At 68.2% G+C, this 12,204-nt stretch carries 11 protein-coding genes; 7 read left to right on the top strand and 4 right to left on the bottom strand.

The genetic code is table 11. The features are described from left to right. Positions 1–30: 30 nt before the first annotated feature. Together RBB34_RS16915 and RBB34_RS16910 are read left to right on the top strand one after the other, a co-directional pair. Positions 31–1,428 (top strand): bifunctional enoyl-CoA hydratase/phosphate acetyltransferase, encoded by a 1,398-nt coding sequence (locus RBB34_RS16915; protein ID WP_306120422.1) that lies wholly within the window; start codon positions 31–33, stop codon positions 1,426–1,428. A gap of 3 nt (positions 1,429–1,431) precedes the next feature. Further along, on the top strand, positions 1,432–2,595 hold the full coding sequence (locus RBB34_RS16910) for an acetate/propionate family kinase (protein WP_306120421.1): 1,164 nt from the start codon (positions 1,432–1,434) through the stop codon (positions 2,593–2,595). Here RBB34_RS16910 and RBB34_RS16905 read toward each other — a convergent pair. Continuing rightward, the gene (locus RBB34_RS16905) at positions 2,585–3,808 is read right to left on the bottom strand and encodes a urate hydroxylase PuuD (RefSeq protein ID WP_306120420.1); all 1,224 of its coding nucleotides are present in this window, start codon (positions 3,806–3,808) and stop codon (positions 2,585–2,587) included. The genes RBB34_RS16910 and RBB34_RS16905 overlap by 11 nt on opposite strands. Positions 3,809–3,903: 95 nt before the next feature. Continuing rightward, the gene (gene uraH / locus RBB34_RS16900; RefSeq protein ID WP_306120419.1) at positions 3,904–4,266 is read right to left on the bottom strand and encodes a hydroxyisourate hydrolase; all 363 of its coding nucleotides are present in this window, start codon (positions 4,264–4,266) and stop codon (positions 3,904–3,906) included. A gap of 115 nt (positions 4,267–4,381) precedes the next feature. Between uraH and puuE the strand changes: the two genes are divergently transcribed. From puuE to RBB34_RS16885, 3 genes are read left to right on the top strand one after another with little or no spacing between them, the layout of a single operon-like run. Beyond that, positions 4,382–5,803, top strand: a complete 1,422-nt coding sequence (puuE, locus tag RBB34_RS16895) for an allantoinase PuuE (RefSeq protein WP_306120441.1) — start codon at positions 4,382–4,384, stop codon at positions 5,801–5,803. Between the two features lie 53 nt (positions 5,804–5,856). Next, positions 5,857–6,867, top strand: a complete 1,011-nt coding sequence (alc, locus tag RBB34_RS16890) for an allantoicase (RefSeq protein WP_306120418.1) — start codon at positions 5,857–5,859, stop codon at positions 6,865–6,867. Then, entirely contained in the window at positions 6,864–7,358 is a 495-nt protein-coding gene (locus RBB34_RS16885) for an ureidoglycolate lyase (protein ID WP_346432549.1), read from the top strand. Before alc ends, RBB34_RS16885 begins: the two co-directional genes overlap by 4 nt. Here RBB34_RS16885 and RBB34_RS16880 read toward each other — a convergent pair. Both RBB34_RS16880 and RBB34_RS16875 read right to left on the bottom strand, forming a co-directional pair. Beyond that, positions 7,272–8,102, bottom strand: a complete 831-nt coding sequence (locus tag RBB34_RS16880; protein WP_306120417.1) for a cobalamin-dependent protein — start codon at positions 8,100–8,102, stop codon at positions 7,272–7,274. The genes RBB34_RS16885 and RBB34_RS16880 overlap by 87 nt on opposite strands. Positions 8,103–8,638: 536 nt before the next feature. Then, on the bottom strand, positions 8,639–9,133 hold the full coding sequence (locus tag RBB34_RS16875; RefSeq protein ID WP_306120416.1) for a cytochrome c family protein: 495 nt from the start codon (positions 9,131–9,133) through the stop codon (positions 8,639–8,641). Positions 9,134–9,346: 213 nt separating this feature from the next. On the opposite strand from RBB34_RS16875, the gene bchI reads away from it, so the two are divergent. Both bchI and RBB34_RS16865 read left to right on the top strand, forming a co-directional pair. Next, on the top strand, positions 9,347–10,378 hold the full coding sequence (gene bchI, locus RBB34_RS16870) for a magnesium chelatase ATPase subunit I (protein ID WP_306120415.1): 1,032 nt from the start codon (positions 9,347–9,349) through the stop codon (positions 10,376–10,378). Beyond that, the gene (locus tag RBB34_RS16865; protein ID WP_306120414.1) at positions 10,371–12,203 is read left to right on the top strand and encodes a VWA domain-containing protein; all 1,833 of its coding nucleotides are present in this window, start codon (positions 10,371–10,373) and stop codon (positions 12,201–12,203) included. Before bchI ends, RBB34_RS16865 begins: the two co-directional genes overlap by 8 nt. Position 12,204 lies beyond the last annotated feature (1 nt).

Genomic DNA, 12,204 nt, shown 5'->3' with positions numbered 1-12,204 from the left:
CCCAACTTCCGCCCAAAGACGGCTCACGCCATGAACACCTATGCCAACACGCCCTATGACGCGCTCGAGACCGGCATGCAGGCCTCGGCCAGGCGCCTGTGCCGGGCCGAGGATTTCCTCGTCTACGCGTCCTCCTCGGGAAACCACAATCCGGTGCACCTGCCAAGGGCCGACCATGACGGCGATGGCGCCCCGGACGAGCCGATCGCGCCATCGATGTGGGTCGCCTCGCTGATCTCGACCGTGCTCGGCAACCAGCTTCCCGGACCCGGCACGCTCTATCTCTCCCAGAATCTCGAATTCCGCGGGCGCGCCCATGCCGGCGACGAACTGACCACCACCGTCACGCTCACCGAAAAGCGCCCCGATCGCGTCGCCGTCTTCGACACGGTCATCGAAAAGGCCGACGGCACCCGCATCGTCGAAGGGGTCGCCACGGTCATCGCACCGGCGACGGCGATGCGCTTTGCCGCCGGCGACCTGCCGGGCCTGACCGTACAGCGTCACGTCCACTTCGACCGGCTTCTCGAACTGGCCGAGCCGCTGCCTGCCCTGCCGACGGCCGTCGTTGCTCCCGACGATCCCAATTCGCTCGGCGGCGCCCTGCTCGCTCACCGCCATACGCTGATCGAGCCGATCCTGATCGGCGACAAGGCGCGCATCGGGGCGGCGGCCGACAAGATCGGCGCCGACCTGACGGGCCATGAGCTGATCGACGAGCCCGACGAGGCGATGGCCGCCATGCGCGCCGTCGCGCTCGTCAACGAAGGCAGGGCCGGCGCCGTCATGAAGGGCCATCTTCATACCGACGACCTGCTCCGCGCGGTGGTGAAATCCGATGGCGGGCTGCGCACGCGCCGGCGGCTGTCCCATGTCTTCGTCATGGACGTGCCGGGCCTCGACCACCTGCTGATGATCACCGATGCGGCGATAAACATCGCGCCGAACCTCGACGAGAAGATCGACATCATCCAGAACGCGATCGATCTCGCCCGCGCGCTCGGCGTCGAGGTGCCCAAGGTCGCCGTCCTGTCGGCGGTCGAGACGGTCAACCCCAAGCTTCCCTCGACCATCGAGGCCGCCGCGCTCGCCAAGATGGCCGACAGGGGCCAGATCCGCGGCGGCGTGGTCGACGGCCCGCTCGCCATGGACAATGCAGTCGACGAGCAAGCGGCGAAGACCAAGGGCATCCGCTCGCTGGTCGCCGGCCATGCCGACATTTTGATGGCACCGAACCTTGAATCGGCCAACATGATCGCCAAGCAACTGACCTTCCTGGCCCATGCCGAGGCGGGCGGGCTGGTGCTCGGCGCCAAGTGCCCGGTGATCCTGTCCTCGCGCGCCGATGACGACAAGGCGCGCCTTGCCTCCTGCGCGGTGGCGGCGCTGTTTCACACATGGCAGCACCAGCAGGCGGCGGGCCGCTGACCGATGGCCCGTGTGATCCTCACGCTCAATGCCGGCTCGTCCTCGATCAAGTTCGCCATCTATCGCAATCCCGCCGCGCCGGAACCGGTCGCGCGCGGCCAGGTCGAAAGCATCGCGCCGGGCCGGCAGGCACGGCTGACGGTGGACAGGGACGGCGAGGACCTGACAACCGACATCGAGGCCGACGACCATGCCGGCGCGCTCGCCGCGATCCTGGACAATGCCGACGATCTGCTCGACGGCGCCGCCGTTGCCGGCATCGGCCACCGCATCGTCCATGGCGGTACCGGCTTCACCGAACCGGCGCGGCTCGACCCCGACACCATCGCCGCGCTGCGCGCGCTCGAACCGCTCGCCCCGCTGCACCAGCCACACAATCTGGCCTGCGTCGAAGCGGCGATCGCCGCCTTCCCGGCTGCGGTGCAGATCGGCTGCTTCGACACCGCCTTTCACCGCACCCATCCCTTCGTCAACGACACCTTCGCCCTGCCCCGGCAGTGGTATGACAGGGGCGTTCGCCGCTACGGCTTCCACGGCCTGTCCTACCAGTACATCGCCGCCGAGATCGCACGCACCGAGCCGGCTCTCGCGCAAGGCCGGCTGGTGATCGCCCATCTGGGCAATGGCGCCTCCATGTGCGCGGTCCGGGACGGGCGCAGCGTCGGCTCGACCATGGGCTTCACCGCGCTCGACGGCCTGCCCATGGGCACGCGCTGCGGCCAGATCGACCCGGGCGTGCTGCTGTACATGATGCAGCAGGAGGGGATGGACGCGGACGCCATATCCGATCTCCTCTACCGGCAGAGCGGGCTCAAGGGCATGTCCGGCATCAGCCACGACATGCGCACGCTGGAGGCAAGCGACGACCCGCGCGCCATCGAGGCGATCGACTATTTCGTCTTCCGCATACGGCGCGAACTGGGCGCCATGACCGCCGTGCTCGGCGGGCTCGACGCGCTGGTCTTCACCGGCGGCATCGGCGAGAATTCGGTGCTGATCCGCCGCAAGGTCTGCGCCGGCATGGACTGGCTCGGCCTTTCCGTCGACGCGGTCGCAAACGGCGACAACGCCCGCGACATCGGCACCGGCCGCGTGCGCGTGCTGGTCATGCCGACCGACGAGGAAGCGGTGATGGCGGGCGCCGTCGGCCAGGCGCTCAACGGATAGAGCGGTACCACTCGACGATCGCGCGGCGCTCGTCGTCCTCCATCCACGACACGTTCGCCGGCGGCATGGCATGGGTAAGGCCCGACTGGATGTAGATGTCGTGGGCATGGGCGGCGATCTGCGCATGGGTTTCCAGCCGCACCCCGTTGGGCGGAAAGACGACACCGTCCCAGAACGGCTCTCTGGCATGGCACATGGCGCAGCGCCCCTGCACGATCGAGGCGACCTGGTCGAACCCTTCGGACGCCATGATGCGCGCCTGACGGGGCGTTGCCCTGGCGTTCTCGGGGTTCTCCGGATCGTTCGAAAACAGCGGCCAGGTGGAGATCGCCATGATCACGATGAACAGGATCGCGGTCGCCAGCCACGTCCAGGTCGGGTTGCCGGCGCGCGCGTGGCGCGTGTTGAAATAGTGCCGGATCGTCACGCCCATCAGGAATACCAGCGCCGCGATCAGCCAGTTGTATTCGCTGGCAAACGCGAGCGGATAATGGATCGACAGCATGAAGAACAGGACCGGCAGCGTCAGATAGTTGTTGTGCGTCGAGCGCAGCTTGGCGATCTTGCCGTATTTGGCGTCCGGCGTCCGCCCAGCCTTCAGGTCGGCGACGACGATCCGCTGGTTGGGGATGATCGTGAAGAACACATTGGCGCTCATGATCGTGGCGGTGAACGCGCCAAGGTGCAGCATCGCCGCCCGGCCGGAGAACACCTGCGTGTAGCCCCAGGCCATGGCGACCAGCAGCACGAACAAGAGCACCATCAGCACGGTCGGGCGCTCGCCCAGCGGCGAATTGCACAACTGGTCGTAAATGACCCAGCCAAGGCCGAGCGAGGCCGCCGAGACGGCGATGGCCAGCCAGATCGGAATGTCGGCGACGTTCGGGTCGACCAGATACAGATCGGCGCCCAGATAATAGACCAGCACCAGCATGGCAAAGCCGGTCAACCAGGTCGAATAAGCCTCCCACTTGAACCACGTCAGGTGTTCGGGAAGCGCGTCGGGCGCGACCAGATATTTCTGGATGTGGTAGAACCCGCCGCCATGGACCTGCCATTCCTCGCCATCGGCGGGGCCGGCAATGTCCCGGTTCAGGCCCAGATCGAGCGCGATGAAATAGAAAGACGAGCCGATCCAGGCGATCGCGGTGATGACATGCGCCCAGCGCACCGCGAACTCGATCCACTCCATGATGACGGCGAAATCGTACATGCCTTCGTCCCTTCCGACCGCGCCAAGCTAGCCGGTTCGACGCATGTTGGAAGGGCAAATCGTGCGCAGCAGCGCGCGTTTGGCGAAACGCGCGGTCAACTCCCCCGATAGGTCGAATAGCCATAGGGCGAAACCAGCAGCGGCACGTGGTAGTGCGCCGCCGGGTCGGCGATGCCGAAGCGGATCGGCACCACATCGAGGAACATCGGTTCGGGGCCGGCCAGGCCAATCGCCCTCAGATAGATGCCGACCGAAAAGACGAGTTCGTATTCGCCGGCCGCGAAATTGTCGGCCGGCAGGATCGGCGTGTCCGTGCGACCGTCCTGGTTGGTTGCCGTGTCGGCGAGCAGTTCCACGCTTCCGCCCTCGATCCGATAAAGGCGGATGCCCATGCCCGCCGCCGGCACGCCGCGCGCGGTGTCGAGCACATGGGTGGTCAGAAACCCGCCTTGGCTCATGGTCGAGGCCGCCTCTCGCTTGTCAGCGCCGCCAAAAAACGGCAAACAGAGCCCTATCTGACAGCATCGCCGGTCGATGTGAACCCGTCTCCGAGGCAATGGACACCGCCCGTTGATCCGCTACCCGCGCGACATGCATGGCTATGGCCAGACCCCGCCCGACCCGCAATGGCCCGGCGGCGCGCTGATCGCGGTGCAGTTCGTCGTCAATTACGAGGAAGGCGGCGAGAACAACCTCCTGCATGGCGATGCGGCGTCCGAGGCCTTTTTGTCGGAGATTGTCGGCGCTGCGCCCTGGCCCGGCCAGCGTCACTGGAACATGGAATCGATCTACGAATATGGCGCCCGCGCCGGTTTCTGGCGGCTGCACCGGCTTTTCACCGAAGCCGGGATCCCGGTCACGGTGTTCGGCGTCGCCACCGCGCTCGCCCGCGCGCCGGCGCAGGTAGCGGCCATGGCCGAAGCGGGCTGGGAGATCGCCAGCCACGGCCTGAAATGGATCGAGTACAAGGACTTTTCGCCCGACGACGAGCGCGCCCATATGCGTCAGGCGATCGCGCTGCACGAGCACGTCACCGGCAGCCCGCCGCGCGGCTGGTATACCGGCCGCTGTTCGGTGAACACGGTCGACATCGCGACCGAGCTTGGCGGCTTTGCCTATCTCGCCGACAGCTATGCGGACGATCTTCCCTACTGGCACCATCATGGCGGGCGCGACCAGCTGATCGTGCCCTATACGCTCGATGCCAACGACATGCGCTTTGCCACCGCACAGGGCTTCAACGCAGGCGATCAGTTTTTCAATTACTTGCGCGATGCGTTTGATTCGCTTTACGAAGAGGGCCGGGCCGGCCGCCCGAAGATGATGTCGGTGGGCCTGCATTGCCGCCTGGCCGGCCGGCCCGGCCGCATCATGGCGCTCAGGCGCTTCATCGACCATGCAAGCGCCAAGCCCGATGTCTGGTTCGCCCGCCGCATCGATATCGCCGAGCACTGGATCGCCCGTTTCCCGCCGCCCGCGCGCGCAAACCGGCCCTCGACGATGGATCGGCAGGCCTTTGTCGATGCCTATGGGTCGATCTTCGAGCATTCGCCCTTCATCGCCGAGCGCGCCTTCGATGGCGAACTCGGCCCGGCCAACGACACCGCCATCGGCCTGCACGCCGCGCTCGCCGACAAGTTCCGCGCCGCAAGCGAAGACGAGCGCCTCGCTGTCCTCAAGGCCCATCCCGATCTCGCCGGCAAGCTCGCCGCCGCACGGCGCCTGACGGCTCAGTCCACCGCCGAGCAGGCCTCGGCCGGGCTCGATGCGCTCACCGATGCCGAGCGCGCCCGATTCACCGCGCTCAATGACCGCTATACCGACAAGTTCGGCTTTCCCTTCATCATCGCCGTGCGCGATCACGACAAGGCGTCGATCCTGGCCGCCTTCGAGCGCCGCATCGCCAATGACCGGGCAACCGAGTTCGCACAGGCGTGCCGGCAGGTCGAGCGGATCGCCTTGCTGCGCCTGTCATCGTTGCTGCCAGAGACCTGACCACCTTCACCATTCACCATTCACCATTCACCATTCACCACATCACCACCGCCATGCCGACCATCGAAAGTCTCCAGCCCGACAAGCCGCTCTTCGTGCGCACCGGCATCAATCTCGCCTCGGCGGGGCTGGGCGCCCGCGGCATCCATGCCACCGACGAGTTCTTCGCGCCGCTCGCGCGCATGCTTGCGGACACCCCGCCCGTCTTCATCCCCGACCGGTTCGACGACAACGGCAAGTGGATGGACGGCTGGGAGACGCGCCGGCGCCGCGATGGCGGCCACGACCACTGCGTGATCGCGCTCGCCACCTCGGGCCGCATTCTGGGGTTCGACGTCGACACCGCCCATTTCACCGGCAACTATGCGCCCGCCGCCATGGTGGAGGCCTGCCTTTCGGACGGCGATCCCGACGAGACCACGAACTGGGTGACGATCCTGCCGCACAAGCCGCTCGGGCCGAGCGCGCACCACTTTTTTGCCTGCGAGAATTACGAGACCTGGACGCATCTGCGCGTGCACATCTTCCCCGATGGCGGCATTGCGCGTTTTCGCGCCTATGGCGTTCCGGACCTGCACCGGGACGGGCCGAGCGGCGAGATCGACCTGGCCGCCTCGCTCAATGGCGGCCGGATCCTGGCTTATTCCGACGCCCATTTCGGCGCCTATGAGCGGCTTCTGGCGCCCGGCCGGGCGCACAATATGGGCGATGCCTGGGAGACCCGCCGCCGCCGCGAGCCGGGCTATGACTGGATCATCGTCGCGCTCGGCGCGCGCGGCCGCATCACCCGCGCCATCGTCGACACGCTGCATTTCAAGGGCAACTACCCTGACCGCTGCTCGATTCAGGCCGCCGACATGCGCAGCTTCGGCGACCTGCTCAGCGATGCGCTGGTCACCGATTCCATGTTCTGGCCGACTGTGCTCGACGAGACCGCGCTGAGCGCCAATACCGAGCACGTCTTCGCCGACCTGGCGGATCTGGGCTCGGTGACCCATGTGCGCTTCAACATCTATCCCGATGGCGGCGTCAGCCGCCTGCGCCTGTTCGGACTGGCCGATTGAGCGCGCCCGACCTGATCGGCATGCCCCTGACCGCGGCCGCCTTTGCGCCCTATGGCGAGGTGCTCGAGGCAAGCGGCGAGGCGGACCTGATCATCAATCAGGGCAATTGCGGGCGCTGGCACGATCGCGCCGCGCTCGATTTCGATCCAAACGGCCGCGCCGGCATCAGCATATTCAAGGCCCGGCCACGGTCCCTGCCCTACACGCTCGCCCTGTTCGAGCGTCATCCGCTGGGCAGCCAGGCCTTCATTCCCATGGCGGCCTCGCCCTATCTGGTCTGCGTCGCCAGCGACGAAAGCGACAAGCCGGTCGCCCCGCGCGCCTTCCTCGCCAGCCCCGGCCAGGGCATCAATATCGGCCGCAATGTCTGGCACGGCGTGCTCACGCCGCTGGGCGAACCGGGCCTATTTGCGGTCGTCGACCGCATCGGCCCCGGAGACAACCTTGTCGAGCATCGGCTCGCCGACCCGCTCCTCGTTGCCGGCCCCTGACCGGCGCCCCAGCGCCGCCTCGGCCTGCCGCACCGCATCGGGCGCGTCCACCGCAACGACGTCGGCGCCGGCCACCCGGTAGCGGTCCGGATTGCCGCTCACCGCCGTTCCGCCAAGGCAGATCAGGATATCGCGGTTGCACGAGGCGGCGCGGCTGCGCGCGACCAGATCGGCGGGATCGCAGACATCGTCGCGATTGAGCGCCAGCGCCACGATGAAGTAGTCACCCTGGGCCAGCGCATCGAAGTACTCCTCCCCCGGCGTGAGCGTGAAGCCCCCGCCCACGAACCAGCCCGCATCCTGAAAGAACGCCTCGGCCAGCGAAAAGCCGAGCGTATGCTGGTCGCCGCCGGCATTGGCCAGCAGGACGCGCTTGTCGGGCGATTCCAGCAATGGCGCGTGACCGGTCATCCGGCGGCTGACGAGCTGGTTGCACATCAGGCGCAGCCGCGTCGACACCACCTCCACCTTCACGAAGTCGATTTCGTCCTCGCACCACATGTCGCCAAGCCGCGTGGCGACCGGCCTGACGATGGCCCGGTAGAACACCAGCAGGCTGACCGAGTGCGACAACAGCGTCGGCACCACAGTGTCCAGAAAGGTCTGATCGGAGACAAGGAACGCCTCGAGCAGCGTGTCGGGCTCTATGCCGGCCACGCCCTTGACCTCCTCGCTGCGGGCATTGCCGGCAGCGGCGGTTCCCTCTCTGGCCCCGTTGTTGGTGGCGACGACCTGGGTGGCCACATGACGTCTGATGGCGCGCTCGAGAAGATCTGTATCCAGCCGACGATCGACAGTGGGCGTGGCGACCACCGAATATCGAAAATCCGGCGCCGGTCTCCCCGGCTGGTCGCTGGCACCCACTGGGTCATCCGGCCCGTCCCGGTGACCTGACATCGTGCCTCCTCACACGCGGATAACTCCTCATCCGTCGGCCATGATAGGGCGAATTGGCGCCGCTGGCGAGGGTTGTCGCACCGATTTCGGCGCGCCGGTGAGGTTGTGGACGGCGCACCTGCACACGGCTTCGCACCGCCTTGCCACCGTTTCCGGAACCGCAAGGAAAACAGAGCGTTGCTGCCATGTGGCCACGCCCCGAACGCGCCATCCGGCGACTGCCGCGAGCCCGATTTCGGGCGCGCCGCACCGTCCCGGCCGGCATTCGCCGCATTAGACATGAGTCGTAGGTCGGCGGCGCCGCATTGCGGCATTTTTCGCTGCAAAGCAAAAAGCCCGCCGGACCAGCGGCGGGCTTTTCAATGCGATCAGGACGCGAAAGCCTACTGGCTGTCGCTCGCCTCCTCGTCGCCTTCCTGTGCGGCAGCATCGTCCTGCGCGCCGGCGTCCTCGGCGTCCTCCGCCTCGGCGGCTTCCTCCTCGGCCGGCGTTTCGGAGAACTGCGCCAGATAGGCGATCACGTCGGCGATCTCCTCGTCGCTGCGAAGACCGACAAAAGCCATCCGGTTGCCGCGAACGTAACCGCGCGGATCGGCGAGATAGGCGGCGATCGTCTCCTTGTCCCAGACATTGCCTTCCTCACCGAACTGCGTCATCGCCCGCGAATAGCGAAATCCCTCGACCGTGCCCGGCGTCCGCCCGATCACGTTGACCAGATGCGGGCCGACCTTGTTGCGCTCGTCTTCGACGTTGTGGCAGGTCGAACACGTCCGGAAGACCTGTTCGCCGGCTTCCGGATCGCCATCTTCAAATGCGAAAGCGGCCGTCGAGGCGACGACAGCCCCCGCCGCCAAAATCAATATATTGAACGATTTCACGTGGTTTCCTCCAAATCGAGCCCTTCGCCGCAATGACTTAGCATGTCAAATGTGCCCGTCAACCGGACTGGTCCGGCGTGGTTGACGCCAGGCGCCCGGCACGCACGCGCACGGCCGGTTGCATGGCGACCGGGGTTGCGAAAAACGCCGTGGAAATCGCATCGGCACCATGCCACAATGTCAACCGGAATTGACACCTTGAAGGAGAAACCGATGTCAGCGCCGTTCCCCTTTGCCGCCATTGTCGGCCAAGAGGAAATGAAACAGGCCCTTTTGATGACGGCCGTCGACCCGCTTCTTGGGGGCGTGCTCGTCTTCGGCGATCGCGGAACCGGAAAGTCGACAGCCATCCGCGCCCTGGCCGCGCTTCTGCCCGGCATCCAGACACGGCCGTCCTGCCTTTACAATTGCGAGCCCGACAGGCCGGTCGAGATCTGCACGGTATGCAATGCCGACACGCCCGGCCGGCCGAAGAAGCGGCCGGCCCCGGTCGTCGACCTGCCGCTGGGCGCGACCGAGGATCGCGTGTGCGGCGCGCTCGACCTCGAACGCGCGCTGATCGCCGGCGAAAAGGCCTTCGAGCCCGGCCTTCTGGCGCGCGCCCATCGCGGCTTTCTTTACATCGACGAGGTGAACCTGCTCGAAGACCATCTGGTCGACCTGTTGCTCGATGTCGCCGCCTCGGGCGTCAACGTCGTCGAGCGCGAGGGCCTGTCGGTACGCCATCCGGCGCGCTTCGTGCTGATCGGCTCGGGCAACCCCGAGGAGGGCGAGTTGCGCCCGCAACTGCTCGACCGCTTCGGTCTCGCCGTCGATGTCGCCTCGCCCGGCAATCTCGCCGACCGGGTCGAGGTCGTGCGCCGGCGCGAGGCCTATGAGCGCGACCGGGACGGCTTCGTGGACACCTACAAGCGCAAGGATGCGGCCGTGCGGCGCAAGATCGACAAGGCGCGCGGCCTGATCGACGACGTTTCGGTGCCCGACGATGTGCTCGAGCTTGCCTCCCGGATCTGCATGGCGCTCGGCGTCGACGGCCTGCGCGGCGAGTTGACGCTGATGCGCGCCGCCCGCGCCCGCGCCGCGCTGGCCGGCCGCACCGAGACGCAAAAGGCCGACATCGTCGCCATCGCGCCCATGGCGCTGCGCCATCGCCTGCGCCGCGACCCGCTCGACGAGGCCGGCTCGGCCGCCCGTGTCGAGCGGGCGGTGGGCGAGGTCGCCAACGGCGCCGCCGGCCATGCTTGACCGGGTGGCAAGCGCGGACACAGCGTCCGCGACCGGGACCGCGGCACGCAGCGACGCCCCGGACGCGGCGTTTGCCGATGCGTGCCTGGCCGCCCGGATCTTCGCCTGCGCGCCGGTCGCCATGGGCGGCATTCACGTCCTCGGCCGCGCCTCGCCGGTGCGCGACCGGTGGCTCGATGTCGCAGGACGCTGCCGGCCCGGCGACGCGCCGGTCCGCCGCATCGCCCCGTCCATCGCGCCCGCCCGGCTGACCGGCGGCATCGATGTCGCCGCAACGCTTGCAAAGGGCCGGCCGGTGCGCGACGCCGGCCTGCTCGAAACGCTCGATGGCGGCTGGCTGATCGTCGCCATGGCCGAGCGCATGACCCCGGCCCTTGCCGGCATCATCGCGCGCGCCATGGACAGCCATGCGCTCGACGGCGGACGGCCGGCCCGGTTCGGCCTGATCGCGCTCGACGAATCGGACGATCATGACGAGGACCATCACCTGCCCGGCGCCATCGCCGACCGGCTCGGACTGCGGATCCGGCTCGACGGCATCGCCCTGCGCGGCGCCATCGCCGATCCGGGCTGCGTCGCGCTGCCCGACGCGGCGGCCATCGCCGATGTCGCGGTCGCCGCACCGCTGGCCGACACCGTCGTGAAGGCCACCGCGATGCTGCGCGGCGCCTCCATGCGCGCGCCGGTCCAGGCCATGCTGGCGACCCGCATCCATGCGGCCATGGCCGGCCGAAGCGCCGCCGAAGAGGCCGATGTGGCCGTCGCGCTCCGCCTGACCTGCGGCGCGGCGATCGAGGCGCCCGAGCACGCCGATGACCAGGCCGAGACCTCCGGCGATGGCGATGACGCGCCGCCGCCCGAGCCGCCCCCGCCCGCCGAAGGCGCCGATCGGGGCGACGCCGATGAGCGCGAGGCGCCCGAGTTCGATCCCGACCTTCTCAACGACATCCTCGTCAATGCGGCCCGGTCGGCCGGGCTCGATCTTCAAGCCTTCGAGAAGACCGGCATGACGCGCACCCGCGGGGACAGCGCGGCGGGCAAGTCCGGCGCCCTGCGCCAGGGTGCCCGGCGCGGCCGTCCCTCCGGGCTCGTCGCGCGCCCGCCCTTTCCGGGCGCCCGGCCCAACGTCACCGCCACGCTGCGCACCGCTGCGCCCTGGCAGGCCATCCGCCGCAAGGCGCGCGGGCTCGGCCCGTGGTCGCCGGGCGAGCCGCTCGATGTCCGCCCGTCCGACTTCCGCTACACGCGCTACGCCCACAACACCGAATCGACGGCCATCTTCGCCGTCGACGCATCCGGTTCGACCGCGCTCGAACGGCTGGCCGAGGCCAAGGGCTGCGTCGAGATGCTGCTCGCCGAATGCTATGTGCGCCGCGACCAGGTGGCGCTGGTCGCCTTCCGCGGTGCCGGCGCCGAAACGCTTCTGGAGCCGACGCGCTCGCTGGTGCGCGCCAAGCGCGCCCTGACCGCCCTGCCCGGCGGCGGGCCGACGCCGCTCGCCCATGGCATCAAGGCTGCCCTGGACCTGTCCGTGCGCGCCAAGCGCCGCGGCCAGTCGCCGCTGCTGGTCATGCTGACCGACGGCAAGGGCAATGTCGCGCTCGACGGCACGCAGGACCGCGCCGGCGCCCGCGCCGATGCGCTCGATCTGGCCCGCCAGAGCGCCGCGCTCGGCATCCGGTCGGTGATCATCGACATCGCCCGGCGCCCGCGCGAGGGCGCCCGCACGCTCGCCGAAACGATGCATGCCGACTACGTCACCTTGCCGCGCGCCGATGCGGGCGCCATGTCGGAGGTCGTCGCAAGCTATCTCAAGGCGCCGTGAC

The sequence above is a fragment of the Roseitalea sp. MMSF_3546 genome, from assembly GCF_030732865.1.
Taxonomy (GTDB): domain Bacteria; phylum Pseudomonadota; class Alphaproteobacteria; order Rhizobiales; family Rhizobiaceae; genus Roseitalea.
Note: the sequence above shows the minus strand (reverse complement) of the source record. Positions and strands in the feature narration are given on the sequence as shown.